The 18,579-nt window shown below is 73.5% G+C and carries 19 protein-coding genes; 6 read left to right on the top strand and 13 right to left on the bottom strand.

Translation table 11 applies throughout. From position 1 onward, the window contains the following. The 3 genes from paaB to paaK form a co-directional block, all read right to left on the bottom strand. Entirely contained in the window at positions 1 to 303 is a 303-nt protein-coding gene (gene paaB / locus ACI6PP_RS00615; protein ID WP_421108158.1) for a 1,2-phenylacetyl-CoA epoxidase subunit PaaB, read from the bottom strand. Then, positions 300 to 1,256: a 1,2-phenylacetyl-CoA epoxidase subunit PaaA gene (gene paaA, locus ACI6PP_RS00610; protein WP_421108156.1), complete on the bottom strand. Its 957-nt coding sequence runs from the start codon at positions 1,254 to 1,256 to the stop codon at positions 300 to 302. The genes paaB and paaA overlap by 4 nt, the downstream gene beginning before the upstream one ends. A gap of 86 nt (positions 1,257 to 1,342) precedes the next feature. After that, positions 1,343 to 2,650, bottom strand: coding sequence for a phenylacetate--CoA ligase PaaK (gene paaK / locus ACI6PP_RS00605; RefSeq protein WP_421108155.1), 1,308 nt, complete (start codon positions 2,648 to 2,650; stop codon positions 1,343 to 1,345). A gap of 119 nt (positions 2,651 to 2,769) precedes the next feature. Here paaK and ACI6PP_RS00600 point away from each other — a divergent pair, with 119 nt between their 5' ends. After that, entirely contained in the window at positions 2,770 to 3,405 is a 636-nt protein-coding gene (locus ACI6PP_RS00600) for a dihydrofolate reductase family protein (protein ID WP_421108153.1), read from the top strand. 17 nt (positions 3,406 to 3,422) lie between these two features. On the opposite strand, the gene ACI6PP_RS00595 is transcribed toward ACI6PP_RS00600, so the two are convergent. After that, positions 3,423 to 4,058, bottom strand: coding sequence for a LysE family translocator (locus tag ACI6PP_RS00595; RefSeq protein WP_421108151.1), 636 nt, complete (start codon positions 4,056 to 4,058; stop codon positions 3,423 to 3,425). After that, positions 4,051 to 4,494, bottom strand: a complete 444-nt coding sequence (locus ACI6PP_RS00590; RefSeq protein ID WP_421108150.1) for a hypothetical protein — start codon at positions 4,492 to 4,494, stop codon at positions 4,051 to 4,053. The genes ACI6PP_RS00595 and ACI6PP_RS00590 overlap by 8 nt, the downstream gene beginning before the upstream one ends. A 52-nt stretch (positions 4,495 to 4,546) precedes the next feature. Between ACI6PP_RS00590 and ACI6PP_RS00585 the strand changes: the two genes are divergently transcribed. The 3 genes from ACI6PP_RS00585 to ACI6PP_RS00575 are packed head-to-tail and all read left to right on the top strand — an operon-like array spanning position 4,547 to position 9,454. After that, positions 4,547 to 5,545: a GlxA family transcriptional regulator gene (locus ACI6PP_RS00585; protein ID WP_421108148.1), complete on the top strand. Its 999-nt coding sequence runs from the start codon at positions 4,547 to 4,549 to the stop codon at positions 5,543 to 5,545. 43 nt (positions 5,546 to 5,588) lie between these two features. After that, the gene (locus tag ACI6PP_RS00580) at positions 5,589 to 8,084 is read left to right on the top strand and encodes an excinuclease ABC subunit UvrA (protein ID WP_421108146.1); all 2,496 of its coding nucleotides are present in this window, start codon (positions 5,589 to 5,591) and stop codon (positions 8,082 to 8,084) included. Between the two features lie 56 nt (positions 8,085 to 8,140). Next, on the top strand, positions 8,141 to 9,454 hold the full coding sequence (locus ACI6PP_RS00575) for an HNH endonuclease signature motif containing protein (RefSeq protein ID WP_421108144.1): 1,314 nt from the start codon (positions 8,141 to 8,143) through the stop codon (positions 9,452 to 9,454). Positions 9,455 to 9,464: 10 nt separating this feature from the next. On the opposite strand, the gene ACI6PP_RS00570 is transcribed toward ACI6PP_RS00575, so the two are convergent. Continuing rightward, entirely contained in the window at positions 9,465 to 9,827 is a 363-nt protein-coding gene (locus tag ACI6PP_RS00570; protein WP_421108142.1) for an ArsR/SmtB family transcription factor, read from the bottom strand. A gap of 96 nt (positions 9,828 to 9,923) precedes the next feature. Between ACI6PP_RS00570 and arsB the strand changes: the two genes are divergently transcribed. Further along, on the top strand, positions 9,924 to 11,012 hold the full coding sequence (gene arsB, locus ACI6PP_RS00565) for an ACR3 family arsenite efflux transporter (protein WP_421108140.1): 1,089 nt from the start codon (positions 9,924 to 9,926) through the stop codon (positions 11,010 to 11,012). After that, complete coding sequence (locus tag ACI6PP_RS00560; RefSeq protein ID WP_421108138.1) at positions 11,009 to 11,404, top strand: arsenate reductase ArsC; 396 nt, start codon at positions 11,009 to 11,011, stop codon at positions 11,402 to 11,404. The genes arsB and ACI6PP_RS00560 overlap by 4 nt, the downstream gene beginning before the upstream one ends. A gap of 38 nt (positions 11,405 to 11,442) precedes the next feature. Here ACI6PP_RS00560 and ACI6PP_RS00555 read toward each other — a convergent pair whose 3' ends face one another. Genes ACI6PP_RS00555 through ACI6PP_RS00525 form a run of 7 tightly spaced genes read right to left on the bottom strand, consistent with a single transcriptional unit; the run spans position 11,443 to position 18,578 of the window. Beyond that, on the bottom strand, positions 11,443 to 12,825 hold the full coding sequence (locus ACI6PP_RS00555; protein WP_421108136.1) for an AMP-binding protein: 1,383 nt from the start codon (positions 12,823 to 12,825) through the stop codon (positions 11,443 to 11,445). Positions 12,826 to 12,830: 5 nt separating this feature from the next. Then, the gene (locus ACI6PP_RS00550) at positions 12,831 to 13,913 is read right to left on the bottom strand and encodes an MSMEG_0565 family glycosyltransferase (RefSeq protein WP_421108135.1); all 1,083 of its coding nucleotides are present in this window, start codon (positions 13,911 to 13,913) and stop codon (positions 12,831 to 12,833) included. Beyond that, on the bottom strand, positions 13,910 to 14,749 hold the full coding sequence (locus ACI6PP_RS00545) for a carbon-nitrogen hydrolase family protein (RefSeq protein ID WP_421108133.1): 840 nt from the start codon (positions 14,747 to 14,749) through the stop codon (positions 13,910 to 13,912). The genes ACI6PP_RS00550 and ACI6PP_RS00545 overlap by 4 nt, the downstream gene beginning before the upstream one ends. Then, positions 14,746 to 16,029: an MSMEG_0569 family flavin-dependent oxidoreductase gene (locus ACI6PP_RS00540; RefSeq protein WP_421108131.1), complete on the bottom strand. Its 1,284-nt coding sequence runs from the start codon at positions 16,027 to 16,029 to the stop codon at positions 14,746 to 14,748. Before ACI6PP_RS00540 ends, ACI6PP_RS00545 begins: the two co-directional genes overlap by 4 nt. Continuing rightward, on the bottom strand, positions 16,026 to 16,322 hold the full coding sequence (locus ACI6PP_RS00535) for an MSMEG_0570 family nitrogen starvation response protein (RefSeq protein ID WP_421108129.1): 297 nt from the start codon (positions 16,320 to 16,322) through the stop codon (positions 16,026 to 16,028). The genes ACI6PP_RS00540 and ACI6PP_RS00535 overlap by 4 nt, the downstream gene beginning before the upstream one ends. Then, the gene (locus ACI6PP_RS00530; protein ID WP_421108127.1) at positions 16,315 to 17,166 is read right to left on the bottom strand and encodes a carbon-nitrogen hydrolase family protein; all 852 of its coding nucleotides are present in this window, start codon (positions 17,164 to 17,166) and stop codon (positions 16,315 to 16,317) included. The genes ACI6PP_RS00535 and ACI6PP_RS00530 overlap by 8 nt, the downstream gene beginning before the upstream one ends. Beyond that, positions 17,163 to 18,578, bottom strand: a complete 1,416-nt coding sequence (locus ACI6PP_RS00525) for an MSMEG_0567/sll0787 family protein (protein ID WP_421108126.1) — start codon at positions 18,576 to 18,578, stop codon at positions 17,163 to 17,165. The genes ACI6PP_RS00530 and ACI6PP_RS00525 overlap by 4 nt, the downstream gene beginning before the upstream one ends. Position 18,579 lies beyond the last annotated feature (1 nt).

Genomic DNA, 18,579 nt, shown 5'->3' with positions numbered 1-18,579 from the left:
TCACATGTGGGGGACGTCGTCGGGGATGGCGTAGAACGTCGGGTGCCGGTAGACCTTGTCGCCGGCGGGCGCGAACAGCGGGTCCTTCTCGTCCGGGCTCGACGCCACCACGGCGTCGGCGCGCACCGCCCAGATGCTGACGCCCTCGTTGCGGCGGGTGTAGACGTCGCGGGCGTGCCGCAGGGCCATCTGGTCGTCGGCGGCGTGCAGGGAGCCGACGTGCACGTGGTTCAGGCCGCGCTTGCCGCGCACGAAGATCTCGTAGAGCGGCCACTCGCCGCGCGGGGCGCCCTCGTCGCTCACGACGCCTCCTGCTCACGCCGCGCGAACGCCGTGGCGGCCTCGCGGACCCACGCGCCCTCCTCGTGAGCGCGACGGCGGTGCGCGACGCGCTGGGCGTTGCACGGGCCGCCCCCGGCGACGACGGCGCGGAACTCGTCCCAGTCGGGCTGGCCGAAGTCGTGGTGGCCGCGCTCGGCGTTCCAGGCCAGCTGTGGGTCGGGGAGCGTGACGCCGAGGGCCTCGGCCTGCGGCACCGACATGTCGACGAACTTCTGCCGCAGCTCGTCGTTGGTGTCGCGCTTGATGCCCCAGGCCATGGACTGCGCGGTGTTGGGGGAGTCGTCGTCGGGCGGGCCGAACATCATCAGCGCCGGCCACCAGAACCGGTCGACCGACTCCTGCACCATCGCGCGCTGCTCGTCGGTGCCGCGCATCATCGTCGACAGCAGCTCGTAACCCTGGCGCTGGTGGAACGACTCCTCCTTGCAGATCCGGATCATCGCGCGGCCGTAGGGGCCGTAGGACGTGCGGCACAGCGGCACCTGGTTGCAGATCGCCGCGCCGTCGACGAGCCAGCCGATCGTCCCCACGTCGGCGTAGGACAGCGTCGGGTAGTTGAAGATCGAGGAGTACTTCTGCCGGCCCTCGACCAGCCTGAGGGTCAGGTCGTCGCGCGAGACGCCGAGCGTCTCGGCGGCGGAGTAGAGGTACAGGCCGTGGCCTGCCTCGTCCTGCACCTTGGCCAGCAGGATCGCCTTGCGCCGCAGTGAGGGGGCGCGAGAGATCCAGTTGCCCTCGGGCTGCATCCCGATGATCTCGGAGTGGGCGTGCTGCGCGATCTGCCGCACGAGCGTGGAGCGGTACTTCTCGGGCATCCAGTCGCGGGGCTCGACGCGGTCGTGGCGCGCGAGGGTGCGGTCGAACGACGCCAGCAGCTCCGCCTCGTCCGGGTGCGTCTCGGTGGTGGGCGACATCGAACCTCCAGGTGCTCGCGTCCGAGCATTTACAGACCGATCGGTCGGTAACGAGTCTCGCACGCTCCTCGCGTGCGGGCAACGACCTAGCGCGACGGCCTGCGGTCGACGATGCGACGCATCTTGCCGACGGACCGCTCGACGGTTCCGGGGTCGACCACCTCGACGTCGACGGTGACGCCGATCGAGCTCTTCACCTGCTCGCGCAGGCGGTGGCCGGCCTCGGTGGCGACCGACGGCGACGCCGCCTCCCGGCGCTCGACCAGCACGGTCATCGCGTCGAGGTGGCCGTCGCGGTCGAGCACGCACTGGAAGTGCGGTGACAGCGCGGTGGTGGAGAGGATGAGCTCCTCGACCTGCGTGGGGAACAGGTTCACGCCGCGCAGGATGATCATGTCGTCGGTGCGGCCGGTGACCTTCTCCATCCGGCGCATGGTCCGGGCGGTCCCCGGCAGCAGGCGGGTGAGGTCGCGGGTGCGGTACCGGATCACCGGCATGGCCTGCTTGGTGAGCGAGGTGAGGACGAGCTCGCCCTTCTCGCCGTCGGGCAGCACCTCCAGCGTGACCGGGTCGATGACCTCGGGGTAGAAGTGGTCCTCCCAGACGTGCAGGCCGTCCTTGGTCTCGACGCACTCGTTGGCGACGCCGGGCCCCATCACCTCGGACAGCCCGTAGATGTCGACGGCGTGCATGTCGAGACGCTCCTCCATCTCGCGGCGCATGTCGTTGGTCCACGGCTCGGCGCCGAAGATCCCGACCTGGAGCGACGTCGAGCGCGGGTCGATGCCCTGGCGCTCCATCTCGTCGACGACCGAGAGCATGTACGACGGCGTGACCATGATGATGTCCGGACGGAAGTCGCCGATGAGCTGCACCTGTCGCTCGGTCATGCCGCCGGAGACGGGCACGACGGTGCACCCGAGGCGCTCGGCCCCGTAGTGCGCGCCGAGGCCGCCGGTGAACAGGCCGTAGCCGTAGGCGTTGTGCAGGAGGTGGCCCGCGCGGCCGCCGGACGCGCGGATGCTGCGGGCCATCACCGTCGCCCAGGTGTCGAGGTCGTCGTGGGTGTAGCCGACGACGGTGGGCTTGCCGGTGGTGCCCGACGACGCGTGCACCCGCGCCACCTGCTCGCGCGGCACCGCGAACATGCCGAACGGGTAGTTGTCGCGCAGGTGGGCCTTGGTGGTGAAGGGCAGCCGCGCGAGGTCCGACAGGTCGGTGACGTCGTCCGGGTGGACGCCCGCTGCGTCCCACGTCGTGCGGTAGTGCGGCACGTGGTCGTACGCGTGACGCACCGACCACCGCAGCCGCTCGAGCTGCAGCCCCCGCAGCTCGTCGATCGAGGCGGTCTCGATGGGGTCGAGGTCGCCCGGACGGGGGGAGAGGTCGTGCATGGAGTGCCTCCTCGCGCGGTCCCGGCCTGTCGGCGGGGTGTGTGATCGTAGTCACAGGCGAGGGCCGGGTCGATCGACCGGGGCCGCGCTCGACGTCCGTCCCCGCCCGAGAGGTGACCATGGCCCGCACCAGAGTCCACAACCTGAACGTCTCGCTCGACGGCTACGCGGCCGGCGAGCACGTGACGCTGGCCGAACCCATCGGCGGTGCCGGGCAGCTGTTCGCGTCCTTCGACGGCCGCTTCATCGACGGCATCGGCGCGGTGGACGCCCCCGTCACGCTCGACCGGGTGCTCACGAGCACGTGGGGCCACGGGATCGGCGCCGAGATCATGGGCCGCCGCAAGTTCGGTCCGCAGTCCGGCGCCTGGCCCGACGACGGGTGGCGGGGCTGGTGGGGCGACGAGCCGCCGTTCCGCACGCCGGTCTACGTCCTGACCCACCACCCGCACCCCGACCTCGACTTCGACAACGGGACAAGCTTCCGGTTCGTCGACGGGTCGCCCGCCGAGGTGCTCGAGCTCGCGCTGGCCGCGGCCGACGGGCAGGATGTCCGAATCGGTGGCGGACCGTCGACGGTCCGCCAGTTCCTCGAGGCCGACCTCGTCGACGTCATGCACCTGGTCGTGGTGCCCGTCGTCCTGGGGCGCGGCGTGTCCCTGTGGGAGGGGATGGAGGGTCTGCAGGACCGCTTCACGGTCGAGTCCGTGACGTCGGCCAGTGGTCTGACCCACCAGCTCTGGAACCGCGCCTGACCGCACCGACCGCACGGTCAAGCCGTGGAGCTCGCGACCAGCACCTCCGCGAGCACCACGACCCCCAGGGTCGCGTAAACGGCACCTGCCAGGAGGCTCACGGACGTGCCTGCGCGCCGCGCGTCGACCAGGCGCGACCGCAGGCCACCGGCGAGCACGCCGACGGCACCGTAGAGCAGCACCTCGGCCAGCACGTTGACCGAGCCCAGCATGGCCAGCTGCGCCGCCGTGCTGGAGGCACCGCCGAGGAACTGCGGGAGGACGGCCAGGAAGAACAGCAGCACCTTCGGATTCGTCAGGCTGACGACCACGCCCTGCCGAAACGGCCGTACGACCGACCCCGGGCCCGGCGCGGCGCCCCTGCCGCGCGCTCCACGCACCGTCACCCACGCCAGTCGCAGCAGGTAGACGGCGCCGAGCACCTTCACCGCGTCGAGGAGCCCGGGGTGTGACTGGACGACCTGCCCGACGCCCACAACGACCACGGCGGCGTGGACCGTCATGCCGGCGCCGATGCCGAGGATCGCGTGCGCCGCGGCCCGCCGGCCATCCCCGAGACCGACAGCGACCATGAAGGCCATGTCGGGCCCCGGTGGGACCAGGAACAGCAGGATCGCCGCGACGAAGCCCGGCAGGACACCGAGGTCAACCACGTGTCAGGACGGCGACCTGTGCGGCCAGGTCTCCTCCGGCGTAGACGGCGCTGGTGCCGTCGGTGAGGAGCCTGCGGGCCCGGGCGACCGTGGCGACGTCGACCGGTGACGGGCCGCGCAGGGCGTCCGCGAGCGCCGTGATCTGCGGTGCCGCCGCCCGCACCGCCGCCCTTGCGACCGGGGCCCGCGTGTCGAGCACCGCGCCGGTGCCGCGCGTGCTGCCCAGGACCTGTAGCCACTCGTCGGCGAGCCCGGCGCGATGGCGCGTCGACACGAGCCACGCGGCCCGCGCGGCGAGGAGAGGGCTGGCGTCGGGGTCTGCGTCGTGGGCGAGTCGGGCGTCGAGGCCGTGGGCGTGCAGCCGGGCGAGCATGCGATCGAGCCACGTCGTCCCCGGGCTCCTGGTCGAGGTGGTGGTGTCGTCGATGGTGGACATGGGTCCATCGTGGTCTGGTCCCACGGCGTCTGATAGTGGCAGTATTGCCGTCATGCGATCCGAAACCGACACGCGCCTGTCCGTGGCGGTCGTCGTCTACGACGGGCTGTCGCTGTTCGAGTTCGCAGCGGCGTGCGAGGTGTTCGGCAACCGCGGCGTGCGCGACGAGCAGGGCGACTTCGCTCCGCCGGTGTACCGGGTGGAGGTGTGCGGCGAGCAGCCGCAGGTCGTGACCGACCACGGTCTGACGATCGACGTCCCGCGCCGGCTGGCCAGCCTCGCCCGGGCCGACGTCGTGGTGCTGCCGCCGTGCCAGGACCCCACGACGGTGCCCGAGCGGACGCTTGCCGCGGTGCGGCGGGCGCACGACCGCGGAGCCCGGGTCGTGTCGCTGTGCACCGGCGCGTTCGTCCTGGCCAGGACGGGACTGCTCGACGGCCGTCGCGCGGTGACCCACTGGCAGGACTGCGCCACCTTCGCCGCCGCGCACCCCGAGGTCACCGTCGACCCGTCAGTCCTCTACGTCGACGACGGCGACATCCTCACCTCCGCCGGCAGCGCCGCCAGCATCGACCTGTGCCTGCACGTCGTGCGCACCGACCACGGCGCACGGGTCGCCAACCGACTGGCCCGCGACCTCGTCGTGCCCCCGCACCGTGACGGCGGCCAGGCGCAGTACACCGAGACCCCGATGCCTCCGCCGCCCGACGAGGACCCTTTCTCGGCCACCCTCGCCTGGATGCACGACCACCTCCACGAGCCCCTCACCGTCGAGGACCTCGCCCGGCAGGCGGCGACCAGCGAGCGGCACTTCGCCCGACGGTTCGCCGCGGTCACCGGCACCACCCCTCACCAGTGGCTGATCACGCGCCGGGTCGGACGGGCCCAGCAGCTGCTGGAGACGACCGACCTCCTGGTCGACGCGGTTGCCGAGCGCAGCGGCCTCGGCAACGCGGCCAACCTGCGCAAGCAGTTCCGACGCCACCTGCAGACCTCGCCGCACGCCTACCGGTCCACGTTCACCACCCGGACTCACGCGGCGGCGCGCTGACCCGTCGGGCGCGGGTCGCCCGCGGTGAGGCATCGTGGCCGTCGTGGACAGCTCGCAGGGTCACGTACGGGTACGAGGCGCGCGCGAGCACAACCTGCGCGGCGTCGACGTCGACCTCCCGCGCGACGCGTTCGTCGCGTTCACCGGGGTGTCGGGGTCGGGCAAGTCGTCGCTGGCGTTCGGCACCGTGTACGCCGAGGCGCAGCGCCGCTACTTCGAGTCCGTGGCGCCGTACGCCCGGCGGCTGCTGCAGCAGACCGGCGCGCCGCAGGTGCAGGAGATCACCGGGCTCCCGCCCGCCGTGGCGCTGCAGCAGCGACGTGGCACCGCCACGTCCCGCTCGACGGTGGGCACGCTCACCACGATGTCGAACCTGCTGCGCATCCTGTTCTCCCGGGCGGGGGAGTACGACGGCGCCGACCACCTGCCCGCCGAGGCCTTCTCGCCCAACACCGTCGCGGGCGCGTGCGAGCGGTGCCACGGCCTGGGCGTCACGCGCGACGTCGCAGAGGACCTCCTCGTCCCGGACCCGTCGCTGAGCATCCGCGACGGCGCGATCGCGGCCTGGCCCGGGGCCTGGCAGGGCCACAACCTGCGGCGCGTCGTGAAGAACCTGGGGATCGACGTCGACGTCCCGTGGTCGGACCTGCCCGCGGCCGACCGCGAGTGGGTGCTGTTCACCGAGGAGCAGCCGTCGGTGCTGATCCGGCCGAAGGACAAGGACGGCGGGGGAGGCCGCGACTACCACGGCACCTTCCGCAGCGCCCGCACCCACGTGCAGCACACCCTGGCCAGGACCGGCAGCGACGCCATGCGCAAGAAGATGCTCGCGTTCGTCCGCGCCAGCACCTGTCCGGCCTGCGGGGGCAGCGGGCTGCGTCCCGCGGCCGTCGCGGTGACCTACCGGGGCCGGAGCATCGTCGAGATGAGCGCGATGACGGTCACCGACCTGGCCGACGAGCTCGACGGTGACGGGTCGGCCGAGCGTGGCGAGGCCGCCGCGCGCCTGTCCGACGACCTCGTCGCGCGGCTCCGGGTGCTCGTCGACCTGGGGCTGGGCTACCTGACGCTGGGACGCAGCTCGACCACCCTGTCTTCGGGCGAGGCCCACCGGCTGCGGCTCGCGACGCAGCTGCGGTCGGGGCTGTTCGGCGTCGTCTACGTCCTGGACGAGCCCTCGGCGGGACTGCACCCGGCCGACGTCGAGCCGCTGCTGACGGTGCTCGCCGACCTCAAGGCCGCCGGCAACTCGCTGTTCGTCGTCGAGCACGACATGGACGTCGTGCGACGGGCCGACTGGATCGTCGACATCGGCCCCGGCGCGGGCGACCGGGGCGGCAAGGTCCTGTACAGCGGAGCCGTCGACGGCCTCGAGTCGGTCACCGCCTCGCCGACCGGCGACTACCTCTTCGGCCGGCTCCGGCAGCGTCCCCGCGAGCCGCGGGCGGCGTCCACGTGGGTGCACCTCGAGGGGATCACCCGCCACAACATCGACGGCGCGTCGGTGCGGCTCCCCGTGGGCGCGATGACCGCGGTCACTGGGGTGTCCGGCGCCGGCAAGTCGACGCTCGTCACCCAGGTGCTCGCCGGTGCGGTCCGCCGCCGACTCGGCGTGCACGAGCCGCCCGACGAGCCGGACGAGGACGACGGCGACGACGGCTTCGCCGGAGCCCCGGACGAGCGAGCCGACGACGCGGCCGACCTCCGCACGGCCCACGGCCTGGAGTCGTTCGACCGGGTGGTCGTGGTCGACCAGCGCCCGATCGGCCGCACCCCGAGGTCGAACCTGGCGACGTACACGGGGCTGTTCGACGTCGTCCGACGGCTCTTCGCGTCCACCGACCTCGCCCGGGAGCGGGGCTGGGGCGCCGGCCACTTCTCGTTCAACACCCCCGGCGGCCGGTGCGAGACGTGCAAGGGCGAGGGCACCGTGTCGGTCGAGCTGCTGTTCCTGCCCGGCACCGACGCGCCGTGCAGCACCTGCAAGGGCGCCCGGTACGACGACGAGACGCTCGAGGTGAGGTACGACGGACGCAGCATCGCCGACGTCCTCGCGCTGCCCGTGGACGCCGCTGCGGACCTGTTCGCCGCGGTGCCGGCCGCCGCGCGCGTGCTCGCCGCCCTGCGCGACGTCGGCCTGGGCTACCTGGGCCTCGGGCAGCCGGCGACCGAGCTCAGCGGCGGAGAGGCGCAGCGGATCAAGCTGGCCTCCGAGCTGCACCGCGCCGCCACCGGGCACACGCTCTACCTGCTCGACGAGCCGACCACGGGCCTGCACCCAGCCGACGCCGCGGTGGTCATCGGGCAGCTGCACCGCCTCGTCGACGCGGGCAACACCGTCGTCCTCGTCGAGCACGACCTCGACACGATCGCCACCGTCGACTGGGTGGTCGACCTGGGCCCCGGCGGCGGCGACACCGGCGGCCAGGTCGTCGCCACCGGCACGCCGCGTGACCTGGCTCGCGCCGGCGTGGGCGTCACCGCCCCGTACCTGGCGCGGCGGCTGGCGGACGCGGCGCCCAGCACCCCACGGGCTTGAATCTGATACCGAACTGGCGTTCGGAAACTGTCGGTGGCGGGTCCTAGGTTGGTGTCATGACCACGACGTACCCGGAGCTGGAGCAGGACCTGCTCGAGGCGACGGCTGCGACGATCCGTCAGATCGACGGCATGTGGTCCGAGACGTTCCGCTACCTGGCGCACTGGCTGGGGTCGCTGGCCGAGGAGTGGTCCGCCGTGGGTGGTGGTGGGGCCGAGTCGCTGCAGCAGCCCGGCGGTGACGGGTCGCCGTGGGTGCCGGAGTTCGGCATCTGCGAGGTCCAGGCCACCACCGGCCGCACGATCTGGGCGGCCCGCCTGTTGGCGGCGGACGCGTTGTCGTTGGTGCACCGCCTACCGCGGACGCTGGACGCTCTGGACGCCGGTCTGATCGGGGTCGACAGGGCCCGGATGGTCGCCAGGACCACCCGGCACCTGTCACTCACGCAGGTCACCGACCTGGAGGACGTGCTGTTCACCGGCCCAGACGTCGACCACCCGCTGGTCGCCCGGATGTCGAGGCGGCGGCTGGAGGACCTGGTCGAGCAGGCCTGCGACGCCGCTGAGCCCGACGAGGCCGAGGACCGGGTCGCGTGGGCGTTGGCGCACCGCGACGTGAAGATCGACACCGGTGACGAGCCGGGCATCGCCGAGGTCCGCGCCCGCGTCTCGACCACGGACGGGGCCCGTCTGGACCTGCGGCTCCGACAGGTCGCCGGCTGGTTGGTCGAGGTCGGTGACACCCGTAGCGCCGCCGAGCTCCGCGCCGTCGCGCTGGGGATGCTGGCCGACCACGGCCGCGTCGAGGCCCTGTGGGGACAGGTCCAGACCCACCGTGCGGGTGAGGCGACCCAGCCCGACGAGGCCCAGGCCGCAATCCCGACCGGGCCGATGCCGGCGACGGTGCTGTTCGTGCACCACGACGCCTCGACCCGGACGTGGTCGGTGGACCGGGCCCGCGCGTCGGACCCCCTGGGCGGTCCGATCACCCACGACCAGGCGGTCGACCTCGTCGGCCACGGCAACGTCAGGGTGACGCCGGTGATCGACCTGGCCGAGGACCTCACCTACACCGGCTACGTCGCCCCACCCCGGCTCAGGACCCAGCTGCGGCAGATGAACGCCGGCCTGTGCCCCTTCCCCTGGTGCGACCGACCCTCAGCCACCGGCGACTACGACCACCAGACCGAGTACCCCAGGGGCCCCACCAGCAGCAGCAACGGGCACCTGCTCTGCAGGCACCACCACCGCGCCAAGACCCACACCCGGTGGCGCGTGGTCCAACCCGTGCCCGGCGTCTACCTGTGGACCGACCCCCGCGGCCACCACCACCTCGTCACCGGCGGAACGACCACGTCCCTCGACCGATGACCTCGCGGCGTCAGCAGCTGCGGGCGGGGGAGCGCAGCACGTCGGCGACGGCGTCGAGGGCGGACGTCCGCACGGCGTAGAACGCCCAGACCCCGCGCTGCTCGCGGGTGAGCAGGCCGGCATCGACGAGCTTCTTGAGGTGGTGGGAGACGGTGGGCTGGCTGAGGCCGACGGGCTCGGTGAGGTCGCAGACGCACGCCTCGCCGCCCTCGTGCGCCGCGACCAGCGACAGCAGCCGCAGCCGGGTGGGGTCGGACAACGCCTTGACCGTCCTCGCGAGGGTCACGGCCTCGTCCGCGGTCAGCGGCGCCGCGACGAGCGGCGCGCAGCAGACGTCGGCGGCGCTCGGTGCCGGGTCGGTGGCGACGGTCATGGCGACCACTGTAGGTCGTCACATTGACAGGTGTCGATGCGTTGACGAGGATCAACCCATCGACGTCCGTCGATCCCCCCGACGCCGGAGCCGCCCGTGAGCACCACCGCCCCCAGACCGACCCCGGCACCCGCGCTCGTCGCGCGGTTGTCGCTGCTGGACCGGTTCCTGCCGGTCTGGATCCTGGCCGCCATGCTGCTGGGCCTCGCGCTCGGTCGGTGGGTGCCGGGCCTGGGCGAGGTGCTGGGCGCGGTCGAGATCGGGTCGGTGAGCCTGCCGATCGCGGTCGGGCTGCTGCTGATGATGTACCCCGTGCTCGCGAAGGTCCGCTACTCCGAGACGTCCCGCGTGACCTCGGACCGCCGGCTGCTGACGGCCTCGCTGGTGCTGAACTGGCTGGTCGGGCCGGCACTGATGTTCGCGCTGGCGTGGCTGCTGCTCCCCGACCTGCCCGAGTACCGCACGGGGCTGATCGTCGTCGGGCTCGCCCGATGCATCGCGATGGTGCTGATCTGGAACGACCTCGCCTGCGGCGACCGCGAGGCGGCCGCCGTGCTCGTCGCCATCAACAGCGTGTTCCAGGTCGTCGCGTTCGGCGCGCTCGGCTGGTTCTACCTCCAGGTGCTGCCCGGCTGGCTGGGCCTGTCGACCACGAGCGCTGAGTTCTCCGTCGGGGCCATCGTGGTCAGCGTCCTGGTGTTCCTCGGCATCCCGCTCGTGGCGGGGTTCTGGACCCGGACGCTCGGCGAGCGCGTCAAGGGTCGCGACTGGTACGAGGGGACGTTCCTCCCGCGCATCGGGCCGGTCGCCCTGTACGGGTTGCTGTTCACCATCGTGGTGTTGTTCGCCCTGCAGGGCGACGCGATCACCAGTCGGCCGCTGGACGTCGTGCGCATCGCGCTGCCGCTCCTGGCGTACTTCCTCGTGATGTTCGGGGTCTCCTGGGTGACCGGCTCACGCCTGGGCCTGGGGTACGAGAAGACCGCCACGCTCGCGTTCACCGCCGCGGGCAACAACTTCGAGCTCGCGATCGCCGTGGCGATCGGCACCTTCGGCGTCACGTCGGGCCAGGCCCTCGCGGGCGTCGTGGGCCCGCTGATCGAGGTCCCGGTCCTGGTCGCCCTCGTGTACGTCGCACTGTGGCTGCGCGACCGTCGTCCGTCCCCTGAGGAGGTCCCCGCATGACCGTCCCCGAGGTCCTGTTCGTCTGCGTCCACAACGCCGGACGCTCGCAGATGGCCGCCGGCCTGCTGGCGCATCGCGGCGCCGGCCGCGTCACGGTCCGCTCCGCCGGGTCGCAGCCGGCCGACCGGCTCAACCCCGCGGTCGTCGAGGCGATGGCCGAGATCGGGCTCGACATCTCCGCCGAGCACCCCAAGCCGCTGACCGACGACGGCGTCCGCGCCGCCGACGTCGTCATCACGATGGGCTGCGGTGACGCTTGCCCGATCTACCCCGGCAAGCGCTACGAGGACTGGGCCCTGGACGACCCCGCCGGTCAGGGTCTCGACGCCGTGCGCGCCATCCGCGACGACATCGACCGTCGGGTCACGGAACTGCTGGAGGAGCTGGCCTGACCGCAGCCCCCCGCTCGTGGGTGCGGGTGCTCCGCACCTCATGAGCGCCACGCCGATCGCCGCACCTTGCCGCCGTCGTCGCGCAGGACGTCGTCGACCCACGCGTAGGACCGTGGACGCTGGGCGTCGCCGAGGCGGGGCCGCGTCCACGCGTCCAGGTCGGCCTCGGTGGGCCGGGCCCCCGGGGCATCGACCACCGCGTGCAGCGTGAGCCGGCCGTCGCGGTCCTCGCGGCTCGTCACGACCGCGGAGCGGACCGCCGGGTGCTCCTCGAGGACGGCCTCCACCTCGGCCGGGCTCACCGGTGTCCCCCCGACGACGAGGACGTCGGCGAGGCGGTCGGCGAGGTACAGGTAGCCGTCGGCGTCGAGGTGGCCCGCGTCGCCGAGGGTGTGCCAGCCGTCCCGGACGACGGGTTCGGCGCCCAGGTAGGCGTAGGTCCCGTGGTCACGGCGCATCAGGACCTCGCCGCTCTCGCCCGGGTCGCACGCGGTGCCGTCGGGACGCACCACGCGGAACCGCGAGCCGCCGACGGCTCGGCCCACGGACCCGGGGTGCGCGAGCCACTCGTCGCCGCGGATCGTCGTCAGGCCCTGCGACTCGGTGCCCGCGTAGACCTCGACCACGCGCTCGGGCCCGAGCCAGTCGATCCAGGCGCGCTTGAGCCAGGCCGCGCAGGGAGCGCCGAGGTGCAGCACCGCCTCCAGGGACGACACGTCGTGCGCGTCGCGCACCTCGGGCCCGAGCCGCCAGACCCGGTGCATCGTCGCGGGCGCCAGCAGGCCCCAGGTGACGCGGTGCCGCTGGACCAGGTCGAGCCACTCGGCGGCGTCGAAACGCGGCATCACCACCAGCTCGTGCCCCGCGGTGAGGCCACGCATCGCGTACACGAACGGCGCCGCGTGGGTCAGCGGGCCCGCCACCAGCTGCACGGCCTCGTGCGGGACGAACGCCGCGATCGGCCCGTCCGGGTCGACGGTGGCCGGCGCCGCCGCCAGCACGATCTTCGGACGGCCGGTGCTGCCGCTCGACGTCGGCGCCTTCCACGAGGTGGCCGCGCGGTCGGGCAGCAGGCCGTCGTCCTCGTCGTCGCAGGTCGGGACGGTCTCGTCGACGACGAGCGCCGGGCGGGCGAGGTCGAGCACCGCTCTCCGCTCGTCGGCGTCCGTCCGGGGTGACAGCGGCTGCGGGGTCGCGCCGAGCTTCCAGACCGCGACGCACGCGACGACGACGTCGACGCCGTTGGGCAGGCTGACGGTGACCAGGTCGTCCTGCCCGACGCCCTCACGACCCCAGGCCCGGGCGAGCCGGTTGGACCAGCGGTCGAGCTCGACGCGCGTCAGGACGTCGTCGCCGCAGCGGACGGCCACCGCGTCGGGGTCCCGGGCGGCCTGCAGCGACACGGCACGGCCGATCGACATCGAGGTCATGCCAGGTGGCGCCGATACAGCTCCAGGTGGCGTGCCGCGGCGGCGTCCCAGGTGTAGGAGCAGGCCAGTGCGACGCCGGCGACCGGGTCGGGCGGCGCGGTGAGCACCCGCTCGAGCGCGGCGGCGAACCCCGCGGGCTCGGTGCCGTAGGCGACGGCGTCGCCGAACACCTCCCGCAGCACCGGCAGGTCGCGCGTCACCACGGGCACGCCGGCGGCCAGCGACTCCATCGCCGCGAGGCCGAAGCCCTCCTTGGTCGACACGAACCCCATCGCCGACGCCGCTGCCACGAGCGACGGCACGTCGTCGTCGTCCACCACCCCGAGCATCACCGGCTCGACGCCGAGCTCGGTGACGCGCCGGTCGAACGTCGCCCGGTACTCGCGGTAGTCGAACAGCGTCTCCCCGCCGGCCAGCACCAGACGGACGTCGGGGTGGTCCTCACGCAGCAGCGCGTACGCCTCGAGCAGGTCGAGCGTGCCCTTGCGCGGCTCGATGCCACCGAGGGCGAGGACGTAGCGTCCGAGCTCGTCGGTCCAGCGGGCGCGGGCGCCGGTGGCGCCGGGCGAGGCGGCTGCCGTGAACCGTCCGGCGTCCACGCCGTTGGGGATGACCGTGGCCTCGCGCCCCCACCCGTCGCGGACCTCGGCAGCCACCGAGGCCGAGACGCAGACGAGCCCGGCCGGCTCACGCACCGCGCGGTCGTGGCAGGCGGCGAGCTCGGGGGTGGTGAACACGTCGAGGTGGTGCACGGTGCGCAGGCAGGGGAGCGCGGCGTTGGCGCTGATGCAGTCCTGGGCATGCACGATGTCGTAGGCGCGCGGGTCGAACGCCTCGCGCAGGACCGCGATCGAGCGCAGGATCCGCGGCCCGACGCCCTCGCCGTCCACGTCGGGCAGGGGTACCGCGTGGACGACGACCGCGGGGTCGACGCGGCGGAAGAAGGTCGTGTCGCCGCCGCGGCCGAGCGTCCATACGTCGACGTCGTGGCCCGCCCGCGCCAGCGCCTCGGCGAGCGCGAGCGTGTGCACCACGCCGCCGCGAGGCTTGGTGGAGTAGGTGAGCAGCGCGATCCTCATGCGTCGTGCCCCCGCAGTCCCGGGTACGCCGACGGTCGCCGCTCGCGCAGGTGGTGCAGCACGCGCCGCGACCGCGCCACCTCGTGCGCGACGTCGACCTCCGCGACCGCCATCGCGCCCTTGGCCCAGGTCTTGGCCAGCACGTCACCGCCCGGCCCGACCACCTTGGCCTGGCCGAGGAACCGCAGGTCGCCCATCACACCGGTCTGGTTCGACGACACCCACACCACCTGGTTCTCCGCGGCGCGGGCGCTGTCGTAGAGGTCGAACAGGCGCGACTGCCGGTCGTTGGACATCGTCTCCGCGCGGTCGGTCACGCTCGCCGGCCACGCGGACAGGCAGGCGACCAGCTCGGCCCCGTCCAGCGCGAGCGACCGAGCCGCCTCGGGGAACGACTTGTCGTAGTCGATGAGCATGCCCATCGTCCCGACGGGCGTCTCGAACGCCGCGACGGTGTCGCCGGCGTCGTACGCGCGCGACTCGCCGTCGGGCTGGTGCACCTTGCGGTGCCGGCCGAGGACGCCGTCGCCGGTGACGCAGAGCGCCGAGTTGTACGGACGCCCCCGCGGACCGGCCTCGGTGTACCCCAGGCACACCACCATGTCGCCGGCCAGGGAGACCACCTGCCGCACCGGGGGCGAGTCCTCGTCGAGCGCGGGCGGCATCTGCGACGGGTCGGGCTGACGCAGGTTCGTCAGGTAGCCGCCGAGCGTGGCGTGGGGGAGCACCAGGACGTCGAGACGCTCGCCGCGGGCGTCGGACACGATGCGGGCGATCTTCTCGCAGGCGTGGTCGAGGTCGCGTCCGAAGTGCGCGGCGACCGCCCCGATCCTCACCGCTCGCCGACGGCCGCGGTCCCGGACGTCGTGCTGCGGACGGTGCCGAGGATGCAGGACGCGACGTGCTCGGCGTCCGCGGCCACGCCGAGGAACCGCCCCGAGCCCCAGGTGTGCATCCACGGCAGGCCCACGAAGTAGAGGCCGGGCACGCCGGTGACGCCGCGGGTGTGCGTCGGGCGGCCCGTGCCGTCGAAGACGCCCACCCGTACCCAGGAGTAGTCGGGCCGGTAGCCGATCGCCCAGACGATCGAGGTGACGCCGGCGGCGGCGAGGTCGAGCGACGTGGGCTCGGTCTCGGGCGCCCAGCCGGGCGCGTAGACGTCCTGGGCGGGTGCGTCGATGCCCTCGCGCTCGATGAAGCGGTCGATGTCGCGGCAGATCGAGCGGTAGACGTCGTCGGCGGCGTCGAGCGATCGCGCCAGCGTGGGCGCCAGCTCGAGCTCGGTGCCGCGTCCGGTGACGAGCGAGCCGTAGAGGTGCATGCCCTCGGCGGCGAACTGACGCAGGTCGATGTCGCGGCCGCCGTCGCGTCCGGTGACGTAGTGGTTGGTCTTCTCGCGCGCCGCGAGGCCGCCGGGGTACTGCTGCACCGCGGTGTCGTACAGGCCCATGTCGGCGAGCCACGTCATCGAGTCGCGGCCGCGGTAGGACCGGGCGACGCGGGGCGCGCTGCCGAGCGCGAGGTGCACGTCGCGTCCCTCGAGGTGCAGGTCCTCGGCGATCTGGGCACCGGACTGGCCGGTGCCGACGACGAGCACGCCGCCGTCGGGCAGCTGGGCGGCGTTGCGGTAGTCCTGGGAGTGGATCTGTGCGACGGACGGGTCGAGCGCCTGCGCGTACGGCGGGACGATCGGCCGGTGGTAGCCGCCGGTGGCGACGACCACGTCGTCGGCCTCGATCTCGTGGCGGCCGTCCGGCCCCTCGGTGACGACGAGGAACCCGCCGCCGTCGCGCTCGCGCACCTCGGTGACGCGGGTGTGGGTGCGGACCGGCGCCTCGAACGACGCCACGAACCCCGCGAGCCAGGCGACCACCTCCTCGCGCGTCATGAAGCCGTCGGGATCTGGCCCCTCGTAGACGTAGCCGGGCAGACGGCAGTGCCAGTTCGGGGTGACGAGCGTGAAGTTGTCCCAGCGGCTGTCGGACCACTCGTGCGTCGGTGTCTCGGCCTCGAGCACCACGTGGTCGACGCCGTGCTCGACCAGGTGCCGGCTGACCGACAGCCCGGCCTGGCCGCCACCGACCACGACGGTGCCCGTCCGCTCGGCGCCCGTCACGCGTCCCCCAGGTCGGGATGCATCGCGACCACGTGCACCGGGTCGTCGGCTCGGTAGCGCTCGGCGGCGTCGGTGATCTTGGCTGCGGTGGCCGCGGCGGACGTGCAGGCGAACCCGAACTTCGCCTGCACGCGGGCGCTCGCCTCCGACAGCGCGGCGACGGCGCGGTCGGCGAACTCGGCGACGGTGTAGGTGGTGCCCTCGGTGAGGTGGTCGTGCATCACCAGGGAGGGGGAGTAGCAGTCGTCCTGGGTGCCGTCGGGCCAGCGGACGGTCACGGTCATCTCAGGCATGGGCCACCTCGAGCGCGGGGTAGGTGGCGGGGCGACGGTCGCGCAGGTGGAACATCGAGCGGCGTGCGGTGCCGAGGGTGTCGGCGAGGTCGACCCCGGCCACGGCCATGCCGCCGCGCGGGCCGGTCGTGTCGAGCACGTCGCCGCCCGGCCCCACCACCTTGGCGTTGCAGACGAAGCGCAGCGAGCCGAACGTCCCGGACTGGTTGGACGCGACCCAGACGATCTGGTTCTCCAGCGCGCGGGCCTGGTCGAACAGGTTGAACCGCTTGGTCCAGCGGTCGTCGTCGATGGAGCCGGCGCCCGCCGTGCGCGACGCCGGCCACGCCGAGATGCACGCGACCACCTCGGCGCCGTCGAGGGCCAGCGAGCGGGCCGCCTCCGGGAACGCCTTGTCGTAGCAGATCAGCATGCCGACCCGGCCCGCCGGAGTGTCGAACGCCTCGAACGTCTCGCCCTGCCCGTAGTACAGGTTCTCGCCCAGCGGCTGGTGGACCTTGCGGTGCACGCCGATCACGCCGGAGCCGGTGACGGCGGCCGCGCTGTTGTAGCGGGTGGTGCCGTCGGACTCGCAGAAGCCGACGACCAGCGTCATGTCGCCGGCGACGGCGGCGACGCGTCGCATCACCGGGCCGTCGAGCTCGACGACGGGCGGCAGCGAGTCGGGGCCGTCCGCGCCCTCGCCGAGCGAGGACAGGTAGCCGCCGAGGCACGCCTCGGGCAGGGCGAGGAGGTCGACGCCGCGGGCGCGCGCGTCGTCGGCGAGAGCGGAGACCTGGGCCAGGTCCTGGTCGAGGTCGCGCCCGAAGTTCGCGGCGACGGCCGCGAGCGTGGTGGTGGTCATGAGGTCCCCATTCCTGTGACGGTGCCGGGCACCGCGGTGGTGGTGTGCCCGTCGGGCCAGCGCAGCCGGACGCCCGGCTCGTCGGTCAGGCGGCCGCAGGCGCGGCTGTGGACACGTGGGTCGGTGGTGGGTCCCGAGACGTCGGTGCTGTCGTGCGCGGTGATCATGGCGAAGCCGGGGAAGCAGGTGAGCCAGTCGCCGAGGCGGGCGGTGTCGGGCGCGGGCACGTCGGCGACGTCGACCACGGCGCCGCACCCGCTGGCCTCGGCCAGCATCCCGGTGGTGCCGACGATGCCGGCCATGGACGCGTCCTTGGCGGCGCTCGGACGCAGGCGGGCGACGTGGCCCGCGAGGTGGCGCAGCTCGGCGCCGGTGCGCGACGACGTCGAGTCCCACTGCTGGCCGCCGTACCCGGGGCGCCAGTCGCCGCCGAGGTCGGCGGTGACGCGCAGGTGCTGGCCGGCCCGGCCGCCCCCGCCACGGACGGGGTGGTCGGTGCGACCGAGCGCGGTGACGCTGAGCGACGCGGGCACGCCGAGCTGGGTGTGGCCGCCGACGACCGGGACGCCCCACGCCTGGCTGGCGTCACGGACACCGGAGAGCACGCGGCGCGCGAACGAGGCGTCGCGGGCGCCCACGCTGTCGAGGAGCGCGACGGGCGTGGCGCCCATGGCGCTGAGGTCGTTGACGTTGACGAGCACGGAGCACCAGCCGGCCCACTCGGGGTCGCGCTCGACCATCGACGGCAGGATCGCGTCGCAGGCGGCGATCAGGTCCGAGCCGGGGACGGGGGCGCCGTCGTCGCCGACGAAGCCCTCGCCACCGAGCCAGCCGGTGGGCATCGAGGAGAGCACCAGGCCGAGCTCGGCCTTGGTCTGCGCCACCAGCCGCGCGACACGGTCGACGGGCCACGTCATCTCGACGTGGGGTGCGCCGTGCAGGGAGGTGTCGTGGCGACGCTCCCAGCCCAGCCGGGCGAACATCGTCTCGTTCGCGGACTGCACGCAGGCGTCGAAGCGCAGCACGCCCTCGGTCTCGGCGCGGGCGCACGCGGCCCGCACCAGGGCGGGGCCGACCGACGGGCCGCGGCGGGCGCCGGCGGCGACCACCAGACGGCTGCCGGCCCACCAGCCGAGGTCGCGTCCCTGGCCCTGCGGGGCGAGCCGGACGCCACCGATCACCTCGCCGTCGGGGGAGACGGCGAGCAGCACCACCGTGCGCGGGTCGTCGTCGACGTCGTCGTGGTCCGAGCCGGCGAACAGACCCTGCTCGGCGACGAAGACGTCGTGCCGCAGCGAGCGGTAGGCGTCGAGCTCGGCGGTGGTCGCGGCCTGCTCGATCCGGAAGGCGGCCGGGCTGGCGCGGACGGCCGGGCCGGTGAGGATGCCGAGCAGGTCGGTGTCCACGGTCACG

The organism is Solicola agrisoli (genome assembly GCF_049059935.1).
In the GTDB taxonomy this organism is placed as follows: domain Bacteria; phylum Actinomycetota; class Actinomycetes; order Propionibacteriales; family Nocardioidaceae; genus JAURVT01.
This window is presented reverse-complemented; position numbering and strand designations above follow the sequence as displayed.